This window comes from Halalkalibacter alkalisediminis (assembly GCF_028610705.1).
In the GTDB taxonomy this organism is placed as follows: domain Bacteria; phylum Bacillota; class Bacilli; order Bacillales; family Bacillaceae_D; genus Halalkalibacter; species Halalkalibacter alkalisediminis.
In genome coordinates this window covers 60,700-78,889 of sequence record NZ_JAQQWT010000014.1, presented here as the reverse complement: position 1 = coordinate 78,889, position 18,190 = coordinate 60,700, and the positions used below count along the sequence as shown (strand labels likewise).

The 18,190-nt window shown below is 35.5% G+C and carries 20 protein-coding genes; all 20 read left to right on the top strand.

Annotated elements, in window-relative coordinates; all coding sequences use genetic code 11:
• Nucleotide 1: 1 nt before the first annotated feature.
• The 20 genes from PQ474_RS17055 to PQ474_RS16960 all read left to right on the top strand — a co-directional run bounded on the left by PQ474_RS17055 (nucleotide 2) and on the right by PQ474_RS16960 (nucleotide 18,163).
• A complete protein-coding gene (locus PQ474_RS17055) occupies nucleotides 2-445 on the top strand; it encodes an HNH endonuclease (RefSeq protein WP_337956374.1) in 444 nt (147 codons plus the stop codon).
• Nucleotides 446-548: 103 nt separating this feature from the next.
• A complete protein-coding gene (locus tag PQ474_RS17050; protein ID WP_273845733.1) occupies nucleotides 549-1,022 on the top strand; it encodes a phage terminase small subunit P27 family in 474 nt (157 codons plus the stop codon).
• Between the two features lie 5 nt (nucleotides 1,023-1,027).
• Nucleotides 1,028-2,737: a terminase large subunit gene (locus tag PQ474_RS17045; protein ID WP_273845804.1), complete on the top strand. Its 1,710-nt coding sequence runs from the start codon at nucleotides 1,028-1,030 to the stop codon at nucleotides 2,735-2,737.
• Between the two features lie 21 nt (nucleotides 2,738-2,758).
• Nucleotides 2,759-3,994: a phage portal protein gene (locus PQ474_RS17040; RefSeq protein WP_273845802.1), complete on the top strand. Its 1,236-nt coding sequence runs from the start codon at nucleotides 2,759-2,761 to the stop codon at nucleotides 3,992-3,994.
• Nucleotides 3,991-4,680 carry a head maturation protease, ClpP-related gene (locus PQ474_RS17035; RefSeq protein WP_273845731.1) on the top strand — a complete coding sequence of 230 codons (690 nt, stop codon included), beginning with the start codon at nucleotides 3,991-3,993 and terminating at the stop codon, nucleotides 4,678-4,680. Before PQ474_RS17040 ends, PQ474_RS17035 begins: the two co-directional genes overlap by 4 nt.
• 47 nt (nucleotides 4,681-4,727) lie before the next feature.
• Nucleotides 4,728-5,906, top strand: coding sequence for a phage major capsid protein (locus tag PQ474_RS17030; RefSeq protein ID WP_273845729.1), 1,179 nt, complete (start codon nucleotides 4,728-4,730; stop codon nucleotides 5,904-5,906).
• Between the two features lie 19 nt (nucleotides 5,907-5,925).
• On the top strand, nucleotides 5,926-6,216 hold the full coding sequence (locus PQ474_RS17025; RefSeq protein WP_273845727.1) for a head-tail connector protein: 291 nt from the start codon (nucleotides 5,926-5,928) through the stop codon (nucleotides 6,214-6,216).
• On the top strand, nucleotides 6,203-6,526 hold the full coding sequence (locus tag PQ474_RS17020) for a phage head closure protein (protein WP_273845725.1): 324 nt from the start codon (nucleotides 6,203-6,205) through the stop codon (nucleotides 6,524-6,526). Before PQ474_RS17025 ends, PQ474_RS17020 begins: the two co-directional genes overlap by 14 nt.
• 4 nt (nucleotides 6,527-6,530) lie before the next feature.
• Nucleotides 6,531-6,962, top strand: coding sequence for a hypothetical protein (locus tag PQ474_RS17015; protein ID WP_273845723.1), 432 nt, complete (start codon nucleotides 6,531-6,533; stop codon nucleotides 6,960-6,962).
• Entirely contained in the window at nucleotides 6,946-7,338 is a 393-nt protein-coding gene (locus tag PQ474_RS17010) for a DUF3168 domain-containing protein (protein ID WP_273845721.1), read from the top strand. Before PQ474_RS17015 ends, PQ474_RS17010 begins: the two co-directional genes overlap by 17 nt.
• A 7-nt stretch (nucleotides 7,339-7,345) precedes the next feature.
• On the top strand, nucleotides 7,346-7,777 hold the full coding sequence (locus PQ474_RS17005; protein WP_273845720.1) for a phage tail tube protein: 432 nt from the start codon (nucleotides 7,346-7,348) through the stop codon (nucleotides 7,775-7,777).
• A 21-nt stretch (nucleotides 7,778-7,798) separates the two neighbouring features.
• Entirely contained in the window at nucleotides 7,799-8,134 is a 336-nt protein-coding gene (locus PQ474_RS17000; RefSeq protein WP_273845718.1) for a hypothetical protein, read from the top strand.
• Between the two features lie 89 nt (nucleotides 8,135-8,223).
• Nucleotides 8,224-8,421: a hypothetical protein gene (locus PQ474_RS16995; protein WP_273845716.1), complete on the top strand. Its 198-nt coding sequence runs from the start codon at nucleotides 8,224-8,226 to the stop codon at nucleotides 8,419-8,421.
• A gap of 270 nt (nucleotides 8,422-8,691) precedes the next feature.
• Complete coding sequence (locus PQ474_RS16990) at nucleotides 8,692-10,926, top strand: phage tail tape measure protein (protein ID WP_273845715.1); 2,235 nt, start codon at nucleotides 8,692-8,694, stop codon at nucleotides 10,924-10,926.
• A complete protein-coding gene (locus PQ474_RS16985) occupies nucleotides 10,923-12,839 on the top strand; it encodes a distal tail protein Dit (protein ID WP_273845711.1) in 1,917 nt (638 codons plus the stop codon). The genes PQ474_RS16990 and PQ474_RS16985 overlap by 4 nt, the downstream gene beginning before the upstream one ends.
• A 2-nt stretch (nucleotides 12,840-12,841) precedes the next feature.
• Nucleotides 12,842-14,332 (top strand): phage tail protein, encoded by a 1,491-nt coding sequence (locus tag PQ474_RS16980; RefSeq protein ID WP_273845709.1) that lies wholly within the window; start codon nucleotides 12,842-12,844, stop codon nucleotides 14,330-14,332.
• A 15-nt stretch (nucleotides 14,333-14,347) separates the two neighbouring features.
• Nucleotides 14,348-16,237 carry a hypothetical protein gene (locus PQ474_RS16975; protein WP_273845707.1) on the top strand — a complete coding sequence of 630 codons (1,890 nt, stop codon included), beginning with the start codon at nucleotides 14,348-14,350 and terminating at the stop codon, nucleotides 16,235-16,237.
• A 256-nt stretch (nucleotides 16,238-16,493) separates the two neighbouring features.
• Nucleotides 16,494-16,994 (top strand): hypothetical protein, encoded by a 501-nt coding sequence (locus tag PQ474_RS16970; RefSeq protein WP_273845705.1) that lies wholly within the window; start codon nucleotides 16,494-16,496, stop codon nucleotides 16,992-16,994.
• A 67-nt stretch (nucleotides 16,995-17,061) separates the two neighbouring features.
• Nucleotides 17,062-17,478: a phage holin family protein gene (locus PQ474_RS16965; protein ID WP_273845703.1), complete on the top strand. Its 417-nt coding sequence runs from the start codon at nucleotides 17,062-17,064 to the stop codon at nucleotides 17,476-17,478.
• Nucleotides 17,465-18,163 carry an N-acetylmuramoyl-L-alanine amidase gene (locus PQ474_RS16960; RefSeq protein WP_273845701.1) on the top strand — a complete coding sequence of 233 codons (699 nt, stop codon included), beginning with the start codon at nucleotides 17,465-17,467 and terminating at the stop codon, nucleotides 18,161-18,163. The genes PQ474_RS16965 and PQ474_RS16960 overlap by 14 nt, the downstream gene beginning before the upstream one ends.
• Nucleotides 18,164-18,190: the final 27 nt, after the last annotated feature.

The following is an 18,190-nucleotide window of genomic DNA, read 5'->3' as shown; positions in this document are numbered from 1 at the left end:
AATGGAAAAGCAAGAAGTAATGGCAATGTTGAAGCTATGTGGCTGTGGTAGAAAGATATCTATCGCATTGAGTAGGTGTGATGATTGTCAGAGTAAGCATGAGGATAAAAAGAAGGATAGACATAAGGCTTATGACAAAGTGAAGAGAGATAAGGATACACAAGCATTCTACAATAGTAAGTCATGGAAGATTGTAAGAAGAGATGTAGAAAGCAGAGACAATCATCTCTGTCAGTTGTGTTTGAGTAAGAAGAAGATAAAGACTATGAACCTTGTACATCATATCAAGGAACTAAGAGACTATCCGAAGCTAGGATTAATGAGAAGTAACTTGATTAGTTTGTGTGCAGTGTGTCACCAGTATGTACACAGAGAATACGAGAATGGAAACAGAAAAGTAATGGAAACGGAATTACAGAGAATTGTAGAGAGAAAGGAAACGTAGGGGGGAGTTGTGTGAACTTTTGACACAATTCTATGAAACCGCCTGCCCCCCTTTCTCTCGCAAAATATCCGTTTTTGGAATCTTTTAAAGGAGGTGTAATCAGATGTCAGGAAGAAACAAGCAGCCGTTGTCCGTTATTCAAGGAAAAGGTAAATCTCATCATTTAACAAAGGAAGAAATTATGAAGCGTCAAGAGCAAGAAGAGGCTGTCAGAGGCTTTACAGATAATATTTCTTCACCAAGTTATTTAACAGCTACTCAGAAAAAAGAATTTGATAATTTAGCTACCGAGTTAGTTAGATTGGAGATATTCAGCAACTTAGATATTGATAATTTAGCACGTTATATTGATTCAAGAGACCAATATATAAAGCTAGTTAAGCTAATCAGGAAAGTTAAACCTACTGACGATTTTAAGGAATATGCAACAATGCAACGTACAAAGAATTTACTCTTTAATGAATGTCGTTCAGCAGCTAGTGATCTAGGATTTACAATTACATCTCGCTTAAAATTGGTCATCCCAGATAAGGGTGAAGATAAACCTAAAAATAAGTTTGACAGGTTTGCGAAGTGATGACAATGCACAGAACAACACAATATGCAATTGATGTAATTGAAGAGAAAATAGTTGCTGGTCGCTCTGTGAAATTAGCTTGTCAAAGACATTTAGATGATATTAAAAAATCTAAATTAGCACCTTTTATGTATAGGTTTGATGAGGAAAAAGCATCGGTTATCATTGATTATGCTGAAACTTTAATTATCGGTGAAGGTGAGGAAAAACAACCTTTAATATTAGAGCCTTTTCAAGCATTTATTTTTGGCTCTTTACATGGTTGGGTACATAAAGAAACAGGCTATAAGAGATTTCGTTCTAGCTATATACAAATTGGAAGGCAACAGGGGAAGAGTATGCTTAATGGTGTACTTGGTACTTTCTACGGTAACTTTGATGGTTATAATTATGGACAAATTTTTTGCACGGCAACTAAGCAAAAACAAGCTATGATCGTTTTAAATGAAATGATTAAGTTTATACGATCTGATGAAGACTTAGACGAAATGTTTAATATCAAAGAGTACAAGAGTGAAATTGATTGTTTGATTACTAATTCAACTATTACTGCGTTGAGTAGAGATACAAATTCAATTGATGGATTTCGACCTTTACTAGGGATTGTTGATGAATTTCATGCTCACAAGGATAACCAAATGTATAAGCTGCTTGAAGGTGGTACAGGTAACTTAAATGAGTGTCTCATTTCTGTTATTACTACCGCTGGATTTGATTTGAATTCACCTTGTTATGAAATGTACGAATACTGTAAGAAGATTTTAGAGGGTGTGCACTCTAATGACTCAAGATTTGTCTATATTGCAGAACTTGATAAAGATGATGACATTTGGGATTCGAGCAATTGGATCAAGGCTAACCCTTTAACATGTAAAATTCCTGAAGGTGTAAAGCGAATGGAGGATATAGCAAACACAGCCAAAGAAATGGGAGGCAGTGAGCTAAGAGATTTTATGACCAAACGTTTAAACACTTGGGTTCAGTTTGCCGACAATCAATACATGAATATGGAACATTGGAAGAAATGTGAGTCAGATAAGACATTAGAAGATATGCGTGGAAAGACTGCTGTATCTGGATTAGATTTAAGCTCAGGTGGGGATTTAACAAGTTTATCTCTTGTGTTTCCTTATAATGATGATAATGTTAGAAAATACTTTATCCATTCACATTCTTTTATTCCTAAAAATAAAGTAGCCGAACATATACAAAGTGACCATGCACCTTATGACATGTGGATTCGTGACGAGTTGTTGACAATCACTGAAACTCTAGGTGGTATTAAAACAGATTACAAATATATAATTGCGTATCTTAAAAAAATCATAGAAGAATACGATATTGATTTAGAGCTGATTTGTTATGATCCACATAATAGTTCGGCTTTTTTGTATGACCTTGAAGAGTTAGGCTATGACTCATTGTCAATTGTTCAATCTGCAAGAAATCTTAATGATGCAACTGTTGATTTTAGATTAGAAGTGGAAGCTGGAAATGTTGAGTATGATAAGCGAAATAAATTACTAACGTGGTCAATAACAAATGCTAAAACAGTGTCAAACTCATTTGGAGAAATAAAGATTGATAAGGATTTACAAACAAAGCGCATTGATCCAGTTGATGCAATAATCGATGCGTGGACACAAGCAATGCAACAAGAATTAGATATGTCTCAATTTGTTACGGATGATTATCTTGATAAATTGGGATGGTAGAAAGGGGGTGAAATATTGGGGATTAGAGACTTTTTTAATCGTTTTTCACCTAATAATGCAGTGCAATTGAATTCACCAGACCTCTTAAAGATGTTGGGACTTGATTCATCCGTTTCAAGTAACAGACTAAGCGAAGTTAGTTATTTTACAAGTTTGCGTCTCTTGTCTGAGAGTTTAGCGAAGCTACCATTGAAGATGTATCAAGACACAGAGGATGGCACAGAAGAAGTACATGGTAATGACCTATACAATCTCTTAAAGAATAGACCGAATCCTTACATAACACCAAGTTCTTTCTGGGCGGCAGTTGAGTTAAACCGAAATCATCATGGAAACAGTTATGTTTATATATCAACAAGTGGTTCAAAGATTAAGAGTCTATGGATACTTCCATCTGATCAAGTTGAAATTTGGGTGGATGATGCAGGGATTTTTAATAAGGAACATGCAATTTGGTATATCTACACTGACAAACAAACCAGTCAAAGGTATAAGTTTAGACATGATCAAGTCTTACATTTTAAAACGTCAATGAGTTTAGATGGTATTAGTGGTTTGGCAATAAAAGATATCCTACGTTTGACTGTGGAAAATGCTCAGAGGAATACTAGCTATTTGAATAACTTTTATAAGAACGGACTGATGGGTAAAGCGGTTGTTTATTACACAGGTGATTTGAAAAATGCTCGTAAAATGGCTGAGAAAATTGAAGGATTTGCTTCAGGTACTAGTAATGCAGGAAGGATTGTTCCTTTACCTGTAGGATTTCAACTACAACCATTAAATATCAATATGACAGATGCTCAATTCTTACCAATTAGTAAGTATACTGCTCTACAGATAGCTGGAGCCTTTGGAATTAAACCGTCAATGATTAATGATTACGACAAAGGTAATTATGCCAATGTTGAGTCACAACAGCGTGACTTTTATGTTAATACTTTGCTTGCAATCTTAAAATCTTATGAGGAAGAAATTCAATTTAAACTTTTGACAAATGATGAAATAAAAAATGGTTACAAGTTTAAATTTAATACTCATGCTATCCTACGTGCCGACTTTGAGAAACAGATGGAAGGGTTAACCAAGGCTGTAAATAGTGGTATCTATACCAGGAATGAAGCACGTGAGAAGCTTGATTTACCACGTAATGAAAACGGAGATGATTTAACTGTTAACGGAACGTTCATTAAAGTTGAAGACGTTGGTAAGCAGTATGGAATCGATAATTCTGTGGAAGGAGGTGATAATGAGTGAATTGGATGAAGATCAAAAATGAAACTGAAAAGTCTGCTGACCTTTATTTTTATGGAGATATCGTTTCATCTTGGATGGGTGCATGGGATGATACAGACCAGTATCCTGAACAGATTAGGGACTTCCTTGATGGAGTGAAGGGTAAAGACTTAAATATCTTTGTAAACAGTGGTGGAGGCTCTGTATTTGCAGGGTTAGCCATTTACAATATGCTTAAAAGACATCAAGGATATAAAACGGTGTACGTTGATGGTTTAGCAGCGAGTATCAGTTCTGTCATTGCATTAGCTGGTGATAAAGTTGTTATTCCGTCAAATTCCTTTCTCATGATACATAAGCCGTGGTCAGGTATTTCAGGAGATGCAAATGCTTTTCGTAAAATGGCTGATGACCTTGACGCTATTGAAGAAGGTATTATGAATGTCTATTCTGACAACATCAAAGAAGGTGTTGACGTTGAAACAATTAGACAAATGGTACAAGACGAGACATGGCTTAATGGAAATGAAGCATCTAAATATTTTAATATTGAAGTTGCTGAGGAAAATAAGGCTGTTGCATGTGTGTCTGATCTATTTAAAGATTACAAGCACATACCTGAAAACATAGTAAAGAGCAAGGCTGATGAGAAAGAAGAATTACATAACAAAATTAAAGCATTGGAATTGGAGCTGGAATTAATCTAGGTCTATTTTTTTTATGTCAAAAAACAAAATTAAAGGGGAAATGAAAAATGCCGAAAGAATTACGTGAACTATTAAACAAGATTAATGCAAAGAAAGCTGAAGCAAAAGAATTGTTGAATGCTAAGAAAATTGAGGAAGCAAAGGCTCTAACTGAAGAGATTAAAGCACTTAACTCTGAATTAGAACTAGCTACAATCATTTATGAAGAAGCAAAGAACGCAGTACCAGATGAGCCGAAAGCACAGAAAGCAGCAGCGGATATGTCACTAGTATTTGCTAAAGCTGTTGTTGGAACTGCTACAGAAGAAGAGGTTAAAAACCTTATGTCTGAGGGTGCACCAGAAAAAGGTGGAGTAACTGTTCCTAAGGACGTTCAAACACAAATTATTGAATTACAACGTAAGTCATTTGATATTCGAAACTATATCAATGTTGAACCTGTAAGCACTATGAAAGGTTCTCGTCCAATTGAAGCTAATCAACCAGAAGCTGTTGGTTTTGCATCTACAGATGAAGGTGCAGCAATCCAAGCACTACATGAGCCAGAATTCGATGAGTTAGAGTACATTATCCGTAAATATGCTGGTTTCATTCCACTTACAAACGAGTTACTTGATGATACTGCTGAGAATATCCTTGCTTACATTATTAAATGGATGGCAAAGAACGAATTGAATACATACAACTATCAATTCTTTAATGGTACTGGAGTTAAGTCTTCACAAGGTATCATGAATGTTGCAGAACTAGATGGAGCAAAAGAAGCCGTTGACTTCACGGGAACACCTCATTCAGTAATCAAGAAAGTTAAATCTACATTGAATGTGGATTTAGAAGATATTGATAGTGATAGTGTTGTTATTATGACAAATGCTTCTGGTTATGACTTCCTTGATAGTCTTGAAGATAAGCAAGGTAAGCCTTACTTACAACCTGATGTAACGAAAGCTTCAGGATATTCTTTCTTAGGAAAAGAAATTGTTAAAGTACCTTCTAAATTCTTAGCAAATGTTGATGATGGTGTAGATATTCGCACGCCATTCGTTATTGGTGATTTGAACTTACTTTACACAATGTTTGACCGTAAGCAAATGAGTGTTGAGTCATCTAAGATTGGTGGAACTGCTTGGAGAGAAGATAAGACAGAGGTTAAAGGCATCTTCCGCTTTGATGGTCGCTTAGTTGATACAGAAGCAGTTAAGATCCTTATGGGTAAATTAGCTTAAAGAAAGCAGGTGAATAACCTTGACTGAGGAAGAGGTACTTGCACTGGTGAAACAATATTCTAGGGTAGATTTTGAGGAAGATAACTTTTTGTTGTCTTCCCTAATTTCATCTGCTGAAGAATATATTTTTAATGCAACAGGGTATACGATTATTTATGAAAAAGAACTTGAAAAGTTGGCTGTGGCTTTGTTAGTTAATCATTTTTACGAGAATAGAAATATAGTTGCTGATAAATACATTTATCAAATGCCTAAATCAATAGAGTCTATCTTACGACAATTAGAATATTGTTATGATGACGATGAATAGTGGCAAGTTAAATAGACGTATCTCTATTAAAGAAGAAAAGAAGATTAAGGATATTGGTGGAGGTCAAACGACACAGCCTTTACCTATTGCCGATACATGGGCAAGCATTAATACACTAACAGGTCGTGAATTTTGGCAAGCGCAACAAATGGAAGCAGAAGTGTCACATAAGATAACCATTCGATATAGAAAAGGTATCAAACGTTCGCAAGTAGTTTTCTATAATGAGAGAAAGTTTGATATTGAATATATCTTTAATCGTGATGAAGCTAATAAATTTCTCGAATTGTATTGTTTAGAGCGAGTGTGATTGTATGGCTAGAAATATTACTGTTGTAGTTGAAGGTCAAGCTGAAACTGTTAGAAATATTGGTATTTTTGATATGGAGTTAAAAAGAGACTTCACTGGATTAGTAAAGACCACCTCTCAAACTGTATCAAAAACAGGTAAAGCAAATGCACCTGTTTCTAAGGTTCCAAAGTCAAAAGGAAGAAATGGAGATTTAAAAGCTTCTATTCGTCCTAAATATTTTGATAATGGGCTATCCTCTACAGTTGTTCCAAGAAAACCAAGGGGAGCACATAGACATTTAGTTGAATATGGTACTAAGCCACGAAGGAATAAACGTGGTGCGAACAGAGGGAAAATGCCAGCTAATCCTTTTATGTCAAGTGCTGAGAGCGCAAGTGAATCTAATTATAATAATGAAGCAAGGAGAATAGTTGATCGTGACAAAACTATATGACGCACAAGTGTCTGTATTTAAACGATTGGAATCTAATCTTGAATTAATGGAACAAATTACAGACACTTATGATTATGTCCCTTCAGAAACAGATTTTCCTTATATCGTTTTAGGACGTGCATATTCAACTCCTGAAAAAACAAAAACGACAGATGGAGAGCGAATTGAAATCACCCTAGATATTTGGAGTATATATCAAGGGAAGAAAGAAACAGTCGAAATTATGAAATTAGTAGAAGCATCTTTAATTGAGGATTTACTCATTGAGGATGCTCTTGTTATTTCTCAAGAAGTGAAAAGTAGAGAAGTGTTAGAAGAAGCTAATGATTTGTATCATGGCACAGTAATTTTTGAAATTTTATTAGACTTGGAGTGAAGTGAAAATGGCAAAGAAAGTACAAGGGGTTAAATGTAAGGTATATATTGTTGAGAGTTTAGACGAATTAGACCGAAAAGTTTTAGGTGGGCAAAGAAGCGCTACTTTAAATAGATCTGCTGAAACACTTGATGCAACATCAAAGGATAGTGCAGGAGGTTGGAAAGAAAATGAGGCAGGATTTAAAGAGTGGTCTGTAGATACTGATGGTTTGTTAATTCAGTCTGATGAAGCTTATGACCTCTTGGAAGAACGTTTCAATAATTCTGAGAAAGTTGGAGTTATTATTGAATTACCAAACGGTAAAACATACGAAGGAATGTCAGTTATTACTGATTTTCCGATTGACTTACCTTATGATGATTTAGTTACTTATACGGCAGCATTTACTGGTGATGGAGAATTAGCTAAAGTCGCAACAGCACCAACAGGAGAATAAATAAAAAAGGGGATAATTTGAATGAATAAAACAGCGATACAAACAAACAATGACACATATTTACTACGTTTTTCAATTAATGCTCATTGCGAAGCAGAGCAACTTCTTGGATTTCCTATTACACAATTAAGTGAGGATACAGCAGGAATGACAACGTTCCGTACTCTTTTATTTGTAGGGCTAAAATTTGGTGGAAATCCTGTTCCTATGGATAAAGCAGGAGATATCATGGAAGAGGTAATTCAAGATCAAGGAATGGATTATTTCTCAGATAAAATTAGTGAGGCTATTAATAAAGGATTGGCTCAACAACAAAATTCAAATTTCAAGCAACAACATAATTCAAAAAAGAATTAACTCACGATGAGATCATTGCCGAGGGTGTTCTTTCTTTTGGATTATCCCCACGAGATGTCGGCAATTTAACTTATCGTGAGTTTAATACAATGATGGAATTACATAATGAACAAATGAAAAATAATTACGAGATGCAGAGGAATGTAATGTATAATGCATTGATTAATTCTAAACGTGGAAAGAACTCACGTATTATTCCTCTTTTCACAGAAAATGATGAGAGAACAACACTTGAAATTATGGATGAAAGAAAAGAACTATTCGGTGATGAAATACTCACTAGATAGTTCTTTTTATTCCTCAAAGGCAAGGAGAATCGAGGGACAATATATTGAACGAAAATAAAGAATTAGAAATTATAAAATGTACTAAATGTGGGAAGATGCTTGGTAAATTAAATGGAAGAGCCGAGATCAAATGTCCACGTTGTAAAAAGACAAATCTATTTAATAAAACAAGTTAAATTAACTAATTTTTAGAGGCTCTAGAAGCCCTTATCACATATCGTGAGGGGGCTTCTTTTCTTTTCTCCCTCATGTTAGAGGGGGTGAAAAGAAATGGCTTTAATTGTAAAGATTGGTGCAAATCTCTCTAACTTTGACAAACAGATGAAAAAGTTAACCAAAGACGTGAACACCGTTGGTAGCAAATTAAAAGATGTAGGTGGTAAGTTAACCGCTGGTGTGACTCTTCCTTTAGTTGCTATTGCTGGTGCATCCATCAAAACAGGTATGGAATTTGAAAAGTCTATGTCAAAAGTTGCAGCGATTTCAGGTGGAACAGCCTCAGAAATGGAAATTCTAGAGAAAAAAGCTAGAGAGATGGGGAGTTCAACACAGTTTAGTGCATCCGAAACAGCAGAAGCATTTGGATTTATGGCAATGGCTGGTTGGAAAACTGAAGAAATGCTAGGTGGTATCGGAGGTGTTATGGCTCTTGCAGCCGCATCTGGTGAAGACTTAGCAACAGTATCAGATATCATGACAGATTCATTAACGGCTTTTGGGATGTCTGCACAAGACAGTGGTAAGTTTGCTGATATTTTAGCAGCCGCTTCTAGTAACGCAAATACAAATGTAGGATTGCTGGGCGAGAGTTTTAAGTATGTAGCTCCTGTTGCTGGTGCTCTAGGTTATTCAGTAGATGACACAACAAAAGCATTATCATTAATGGCGAATTCAGGTATTAAAGGAAGTCAAGCAGGAACAGCATTAAGAACAATGATGACTAACTTAGCTAGTCCAACAAAGGCAATGAAAGATGCTATGGACGATCTAGGAATCTCTTTAACTAATAGTGATGGTTCCATGAAGACATTAGACGAGGTTATGCACGATTTAAGAGGTTCTTTTGACGGATTAGACGAAAGTCAACAAGCTTCTTATGCTTCTACCATCTTTGGTAAAGAAGCTATGTCAGGTGCTTTAGCTATTATTAATGCAAGTGAAGATGATTACAACAAATTGTCAGATGCAATTGATAATAGTGAAGGTTCAGCTCAAGAAATGGCTGATACTATGAATGATAATTTAGCTGGTCGATTAAAAGAGATGCAGAGCGCTTTACAAGAGATGGGGCTTGTTATTTATGAGAGACTTCAACCTGCTCTTGAAAAGGTAGTAGAAGTTGTTAAAAGTTTGGCTGATCGCTTTAATAGCCTATCACCTAGAACGCAAACTCTGATTATAGCTTTGGCAGCAATAGCAGCGGCAATCGGACCAATTTTAATGGTCGTTGGAATAATGATTATATTGTTTGGTAAGTTGTCTGCAGCATGTGCAATTTTAGGAATAAGTATGGCAGCGGCTTTTTGGTGGGTACTTGCAATTATTGCGGCATTTGCAGCTATAGTTGCTGTAGTGGTTTATTGGGAAGAAATAAAGACTTTCTTTATAAACTTATGGGATAAACTCAAACAGTTGTTTTTCAGTTCAGTTGAATACTTACGTGGAGTTATTCAGAGTTTGCACGAAAAAGCAAAACCCATCATAGATGCCATAGGTACTGCTTTTTCTAAAGGGTGGAATTTTATAAAACAAGTGACGATGGCTGTATTTAGCTTCATCCTTTCTTATTATAAGGCTATTTGGAGTGCTATTTGGTACTTCATTGAGCCGATTGTCACAAAGATAACTAACGTAATTTCAAAAAGGTGGAATAAGGCGAAAGAAACCACGTCAAATGTGCTTTCAGCAATGCGCATAACGGTTTCTAATATTTTCCAGTCAATCAAAACAACAGCCCAGACAATGTGGAATTCATTAGTTTCAGTAATAAGTAAACCGGTAGAGAGTATCTCATCTAAGGTGTCTTCTGCGTTCTCAGGAATGAAAGAAACAGCTTTAGGAGCTTGGGAAGGCTTAAAATCTGGTATGAAAACGGCTATCAACGGAATTATTAAGCTAGTGAACAAGTTTATTGGTGGATTCAACACACCTGCCAAATTACTTAATAAATTGCCTGGTGTTGATGCACCAATTATTCCAAACATTCCAATGCTTGCTACTGGAGGAAATGTAACAGGAAGTGGGGCATTTATAGCAGGGGAAGCTGGTGCAGAATTAGTACAAAAGAGTGGCTCATCTGTAAAAGTAACACCTCTATCTTCTCAGGAAAAATCAGGTGGTATTGGTGGAGCTTTGGGTGGTAGAAGCAATGGTGGTTCTACATCTATTACTATTCCACTGATCGTTGCAGGAAGAGAGATTGCAAGAGCCGTAGTTGGCGATTTAGACACTGAGCTATTCAACAAACGAAGAGTAAGTTCAAAAGCGAAAGGAGCGTTCAGATGATAACTTTTAATGGTACCGACTTGTCTGAATACGTAATCATCCGAGATATTAAACGAGACATTTCCCCACCTAAGAACCTTGTAACACAACATGTTTCAGGGATGCATGGTGTTTATCTTACAAGAGTGGATACGCTCCCTCATATGGTAGAAGTTTCAATCATGTTTTCTGAACGTGACCTTCCCACCCTTCGTAAGAAAGTTCGAGAGTTTTCAGGAATTATCAATACTGATACTCCAAAACCAATTGTATTTCATGATGAACCAGACGTTTACTACAACGGAATTCTTACAAACGAGACTCCTTTAAATGAGCAATTAGCAATTGGTCAAGCCACTATTACATTTTTATTACCTGACCCTATTGCATGGGGAGACACACAGGAAAGAGCATTAAATGTGTTTTCCAACTCTGTTGACTTTAAAAGAGACAGTATTGCATATACAACTGATTATCAGCTTGTTAGTGTAAACACACCAAGATATGCACCAAGTAATTTTGGAAAGGCGATATTAATTGAAGAAGGTACTACTAATATTATTCCTAATGCTGACCAATTATTTGACTACACATTTAAAGTATTTAATGTAGGTCAGCAAGGCTCTAATATAAGTGGAGGGGTAGCAACAATTGAATTTACAAGAGATGGAGTGAATGGTGATTGCAGATTGCAGTCACCTTCTTTTGTTGTGTCAAAAAATCAAGGACACATTTACTCTTTTGACATTAAGCATGATGTTGGAGATTTTGAGTTGTATGCCATAGGTAGTGCTGTTGATGACTTTGCAGAAGGTGAAAAGCCAATTGGCATTCTTTCTGTGAATGGCACTTTTACAGGTAACTATGGTGTGACCTTAATTAACACAAAAGACTTGGGAGATGGCTTTAAAAGGCTAGTTATTTCTTTTCCTTCTAACTTCTTCTCAGCAGGTAGTGGTAATGAAGTTAGAATTAGTCATTGGCATGGTTGGGCAGGTACTGCTTCTTATCAATATCAATTTAGAAAGCCACAGATGGAAATAGGAAAAACAATGCCTACTTCTTTTACAGAGGAAACAAGAGCAGGTGAAAAGTTAGAACTTCCTACAGGCTTCAACATTAAGCATGACTCAGGAACATGGGAACACAGATTTTATGTTTATGACAAGTTGCTTTCCTCTGCAAATACAGGTGATAGGTTTATATGGAATGTAAGAGAAAGTAATAACAATAATGCCTTGTCACTAGCTGTAAATGCAGGACAATTCAAGGTGATGGCAGGTAGCAAGACATATAACATTTCTGTCACTCAAGGATGGAATGAATTAGCTGTTTCTTGGAGTGGAAGTACAATGATTGTAGTTATGAATGGTATTGAGGTTGTTAATGTCAATGATATTTCTATTCCTAGTAACTTAAGTAATGTCATGTATGTTGGTGCTAGTAATGAAAGTCAACAAGCCAATACATTGCATGATTGTGTAAGGATTTCTAATGTATCAAAAACAACAGAGGAATTGCAGAATGCTTATAACACAGTATGGGAAGTTGATACTGCTACATCAATGCTGATGAAGTTTGATGGAAACCTTAACCTAGATAGTGGTGATTACACACAAGTAAACACCTTTGAAGTTGGTGGCACATACAACCCTAGACCTGTATTTACAATCACAACACTTAACCAAACAAATGAATTTGTAATTACATTAGATACAGGTGAGTTTTTAAGGGTGCAAACCACTATCAACCCTTATGATGTAATTGCTATTGATTGCAACAAAAATCTTGTAACAATTAATGGGCAGAGAGCCTTAGAAAACTTGGACATTGACAGTCAATTTTTTGACTTAAATCTTGGTGAAAATACTATCACATTAACAGAAGGATTAAATGCAGAAGTAATTATTAATTACACAGAAAGGTGGGGGTAATCATGACAGTAAAATTACAGATTTTAAATTCTGATTTTAGGTTGCTCACTGTCATCGAGAACACAAATAAAAACCTGCCTTTGCTGTCTGCTACACAAAATGAAAGTCTGCAACCACTAAATGAGTTACTCTTCACAGTACCTGAGAAAGAAGAAGACAGTGTTTACATTAAAATTGGCAACTATGCTCTTTATAGAGATATAGATAGTATTGAGCATCTGTTTATTATTTCAATGGTAGAAGAAGTGGATGCTAATTATAAAAATGTACACTGTGAACACATTAGTACAGAGTTAGCAGATGAACACATAACAGTTATTGAGAAGACACTCACCACAGCTAGTGAGTGTCTTCATTCTATTATGAGTGGCTCTGATTGGAAAGTAGGCATTGTGGAAGATTTTGGATACAAAAGTTTCAATTTGTACTACACCAATAGGCTTCATGTGTTAAATGAGTTTGCTAATACATTTGGTGGAGAGCTGATGTTTGAAACAAGTATTACACTAGGACAGGTTGAAAAGAAAGTACACTTAATAAAAGGCAGGGGAACTTACACAGGGAAGAGATTTGAATATGGAAAAGACATTTTAAACATTAGAAGAACAGTTGATATGTCAGAAGTGAAAACAGCAATCTATGGTTATGGTACTTCCTCATTAGATGATAATTCAAACAAACAAAGGCTGACCTTTAAAGATGTAGTTTGGTCTACTTCCAATGGACACCCTACAAATAAGCCACTTGGTCAAACATTTGTAGGTGACAATACTGCAAGATCTTTGTATGGCAAAAATAATGGACAAACACACAGGTATGGTATGTTGGATGCAGGTGAAGTAACAGACCCTGAGATACTAATAAACTTATCCTATGCCTATCTGAACAGGGTGAATAAGCCAAAAATCACTTATGAAATGTCAGTAATTGAGTTAGAAAGAATTGCAGGGTATGAACATGAAAAGGTAAGATTAGGTGACACAGTGGTGGTACTTGATTATGAATTTAAAGTGCCAATAAAGGTGACTGCAAGAATTATTGAAATAAGAAGAGATTTGCTCAACACCGAGAAAACAGAGATTGTATTAGGGAACTTCAAAGAAATTTTTTCTGATATTTATGACAAGATTAATGACTTGGAAGATGCAATTAATAACAATACAGGTATTTGGAATAACAAATTAGACTCACTTGATTTAGACCATTATGGTGAATTTGGAATGTTGATATACGAAGGTACTACAAGCACTGTGATGGAGTTTAATTTTGCACAGGTCTACATTGAAGTACCTGTTATACATGTGCAGATGCAATTATTAGATGAAGAAATTGATAGTGTAGATGAAGTTGTTACGTTTACAGTGAAACCTATTAATCAAGGTGCATACTACACAGGTGGTAGTATTAAGGTGAACAGGGCAGATAGCACACAAAGAAGATTTGCTATCAATATTCAGTCATTCTGCTCTACTCCATTAGACACTATAAACTAAAGGAATGATGGAAAAGTGACAAAATATGATGATGCAAAGCAAAAGTGCTTAAATTTCATAAAAAATATGCAGGATTTCACAAAGGATTTGGTTAATGTTGAATTTAACCAATCCTATAATGACTTTCATACAGGCTTAGTTACAGGCAGGGTATCTGACTTCTACAATTTCACTTACACCACAAAAGGACAGGAGTACATCAACCTGTTCTCTTCTTTTTATGAGGACTCTTATACAGGCTCAGTCAATGGTACATGGCAAAATATAGACAACCCCGATGATTATCATATTGAATTGTATACATTGGCTGATAGCTATTATCTACAAGCTATTTGTGAATTAAATGCAGATAGTACATGGCATACAAAACAAGCAGTATTAAGTGAAGATGGGGATGTGATAGAACCAGCAGAGATTGTCAGAACAGGACCAAAGGAATATAGGCTAGTCAATAAAACAACAGGAGAAATATTGGATTATGGCAGGAAGTACATTGTTGAATACGCAGCAAGAATTATTACACTTACTGATGTTGAGTACCAACTAGGTGATGTGAAAATATGGGCAGATAATTTATCATTCAATTTTACACCTGTCACAGAAGGATTGAAGATAGCAAGAATAATCAGAAACAGCAATGATGAGACAATTGGTGATACTTCTTATGGTTTAAGTGCATTTATTGGAAAACTTCCTTCCTCTTATTTAGTGCCTGAAGATGACCCACAGTATGACAAAACAGGTTCAACAGCACTTGGGCAGTATGGATACAAACTACAAGAGAGGGTATTTATTTATGATGTTGGTTTAGCATTGATTGTGTTTACCTTATCAAAGGATTATGAAAGATGTAACTTGATGCTAGACAGAATGAAAGCAGAGCAGAACATGGATGGCTCATGGAACTTCTCTTATGACAAGTACATTGGTAGATTATTTCATGATTACATTCGAGTTGGTGCAATTGGTTGGCTTGGGTGGGGTATGTGTTACTACATGCTTGAGTCTGGAAACAGAGTCTACATTGATATAGCTGTAAAAGGTGCTAATTACTTGCTAAATAGACAAGTGACTGACCCCAATGATCTCAGATATGGACTGCTGAGAGGTGGCTTTGGTGCTTATGGTGCAGACTATTCTTATAATGAAATTGAGATTGAGTGGTGTTCTACAGAGCATAACTGTTCTTCCTTGCAATATTTGTGGGGCATTTATTGGCTAACAGGTGATAATAATTACAGAAAAAGTGCTGAAATGATTGAGTATGCACTGAAAAATACATTGTATGACAATGAAGAGAAAAGGTTTTATCAAGGGGTTAATGCAACTGCACTTGATAAAGCATGGGCATTAGACTGTACAACATGGGCAGGAATGGCTTGTTTATCTTTCAGTGATGTAAACACTGCTGATACTTGTATGAATACTGCAAATGAAGTTTATTTGACATCTGACAATATTAGATTGAATGACCAATTAACTCATTACAATATGACATATCAATTAGAGGAAGCTGTAAAAGGGCATAAGCCTTATGCAGACATTACAGCTGATTATGCTAATGCACCTGATATTGTTTGGACAGAGGGAACATTAGGGAGTATTGCTTTGTTGCTGAAAGTGGGCAGAAGAGAAGAAGCATATAAACTAATAGATGAAATGATTAGACTTTTGGAAATGGAAGGTACTAATGGAGGTCTTGTGTACGTAACTGAGACATGGGGTGAGTTACCTTGGGAATTTCATGTGTGGGAGTCTGTAGTTAGTTCTGCATGGCTATATATTTGCTTAGTAGATCCGAATGCTATTTGGTCATTTCATACGAAGAGGGTTATACCGATTCAAGCTTCTAAAGATCAACGAGTTTTCAAAACAATGACTACTAAAAAAATACCGAATGAGTAAGAGAAGCTTTTACTCATATTTCAAACGTGAGGAGGAGTAATAGCTTACTCTAAGAAACGGAATGAGCAGAAAGACAAAACAGAAGCCGAATAAGGCTTTTTTTTATTTTGTGGAAAATTTTAATTTAATGAGGAGGAATAAATATATCAACTGTATTATGTGGGTTAGTTAATATTAAAGTAGATAAGATTAGGTAAAATAAGCAGGATAAATGCTTCCTTTTGGTGAATGATTTGTTGAAAGGTGGCGATTATACATGTCTAGTCAGGAAGAGTCAAATTATAGCTTTATTATAGGAGATAAGAAGTTTGAAGAGTTCATCGATGATTTGAACGACGGTTCTGTTCTTGCAATTATTTTGAGAGCACATCTATATATCGAATCAAAGTTATTGAGGTTATTAGAGCTTTCTTTTAAGAGACCGAAAGAACTAGATCTAAATAAGATGAACTTTTCCATGAAAGTGAAACTTTTAGCTGCTATGGATGTTCTAACTATCTTTGAGAGAGAATCTATAAATAACTTAAATAAAATCAGAAACAAGTTGGCTCATGATTTAAATTACGAAGTAAGTCAAGATGATATTGAAGATTTATTAAAGTTTGAACATGTCACTCGAAAACAGTTAATTTCTACCTTGGGTTCAAACGACGATCTATTATTAACGTTAAGAGCACTTTTATCTTTTATCTATGTAGATTTAGAGTATAAAATAACCAAGTATGAAAACGGAGAACATTTAACAGATCAATTCTGAACCGATTAATAAAGTTAGACCAATCCTTCGGGGTTGGTCTTTTTATTTTGCCGAAAGGAGTGAAGACGTGGAAAGATTAGATTTATGGTTTAAGTCAGCATTGCTCTTTTTTGGTGGTTTGTTTTCATTGCTTGTAGATAATTTTGGAATGCCTTTTGCAATATTAGTAGTTGTTCAAATTGCAGATGTAATTACAGGATTAATGGCGAGCAGAAAAGAAGGAAAGCGTTGGAGAAGTGCTATTGGGATAGCAGGATTCAATAAAAAAGTTGGATTATTAATCTTAATTGGACTTGTATACCTTATTGAAGTTAATTTATTTGGAACTAATGCTATTGGTGGCTCAATTGCAACAGTTTACATAGGTATGGAGCTATTAAGCAACACAGAGAATCTAGATCGAATTGGTGTATATATTCATCCGAAAATTAGGGATTTTATTGACGTGATGAAAGGGAAGGAGAATAAGTTTGAAAAAGATTAAAATTTTTATTGATGCTGGTCATGGTGGAACTGATCCCGGTGCAGTAGGTAATGGCTTACGAGAGAAAGATTTAACATTAGCTATTGCTAAAGCTTTAAAGAAGTATTTAGAGCAGTACGAGAATGTAGAAGTTCGTCTAAGTCGTGAAGATGACCGCACTTTGACATTAAAACAACGTACAGATATGGCTAACGCATGGGGAGCAGATTACTTCATCAGTGTGCATATTAATGCTGGTGGAGGTACTGGTATTGAAACATTTATCTGGAATGGTAATGTGAGCGCTGCTACTCGTAACAATCAAAATGTTATGCATAGTGAAATCATGAAAGCTGTCGGTAATGTACGTGACAGAGGGAAAAAGACACAAAATTTTCATGTTGTACGTGAATCAAATATGCCAGCTATTTTACCTGAATTCATGTTCATTGATAATGCTAATGATGCTCAATTGTTAAAAGATCCTGCTTTCTTGAATAAGTGTGCGAAAGGTATGGAGAATGGTTTAGTATCAATCTTTAATTTAAAGAAAAAGGTACAACCAACACCAACACCTATGCAAACACAATCTAATACAAACAAATTGTATCGTGTACAAGTTGGAGCGTTTGCTAATAAAGCTAATGCAGAAGCGCTTGCTAATGAATTAAAAAGTAAAGGTTATTCAGTATTTATTGCTGAGTAATAGTAAAAAGCCCTTTATTGTTGGGTT

What these genes read in the sequence shown, in the direction of transcription:
- PQ474_RS17055 (WP_337956374.1), top strand. Translation starts at nt 2, where the DNA reads ATGGAAAAGCAAGAAGTAATGGCAATGTTGAAGCTATGTGGCTGTGGT.
- PQ474_RS17050 (WP_273845733.1), top strand. Translation starts at nt 549, where the DNA reads ATGTCAGGAAGAAACAAGCAGCCGTTGTCCGTTATTCAAGGAAAAGGT.
- PQ474_RS17045 (WP_273845804.1), top strand. Translation starts at nt 1,028, where the DNA reads ATGCACAGAACAACACAATATGCAATTGATGTAATTGAAGAGAAAATA.
- PQ474_RS17030 (WP_273845729.1), top strand. Translation starts at nt 4,728, where the DNA reads ATGCCGAAAGAATTACGTGAACTATTAAACAAGATTAATGCAAAGAAA.
- PQ474_RS17020 (WP_273845725.1), top strand. Translation starts at nt 6,203, where the DNA reads ATGACGATGAATAGTGGCAAGTTAAATAGACGTATCTCTATTAAAGAA.
- PQ474_RS17015 (WP_273845723.1), top strand. Translation starts at nt 6,531, where the DNA reads ATGGCTAGAAATATTACTGTTGTAGTTGAAGGTCAAGCTGAAACTGTT.
- PQ474_RS17005 (WP_273845720.1), top strand. Translation starts at nt 7,346, where the DNA reads ATGGCAAAGAAAGTACAAGGGGTTAAATGTAAGGTATATATTGTTGAG.
- PQ474_RS17000 (WP_273845718.1), top strand. Translation starts at nt 7,799, where the DNA reads ATGAATAAAACAGCGATACAAACAAACAATGACACATATTTACTACGT.
- PQ474_RS16995 (WP_273845716.1), top strand. Translation starts at nt 8,224, where the DNA reads ATGATGGAATTACATAATGAACAAATGAAAAATAATTACGAGATGCAG.
- PQ474_RS16990 (WP_273845715.1), top strand. Translation starts at nt 8,692, where the DNA reads ATGGCTTTAATTGTAAAGATTGGTGCAAATCTCTCTAACTTTGACAAA.
- PQ474_RS16985 (WP_273845711.1), top strand. Translation starts at nt 10,923, where the DNA reads ATGATAACTTTTAATGGTACCGACTTGTCTGAATACGTAATCATCCGA.
- PQ474_RS16980 (WP_273845709.1), top strand. Translation starts at nt 12,842, where the DNA reads ATGACAGTAAAATTACAGATTTTAAATTCTGATTTTAGGTTGCTCACT.
- PQ474_RS16970 (WP_273845705.1), top strand. Translation starts at nt 16,494, where the DNA reads ATGTCTAGTCAGGAAGAGTCAAATTATAGCTTTATTATAGGAGATAAG.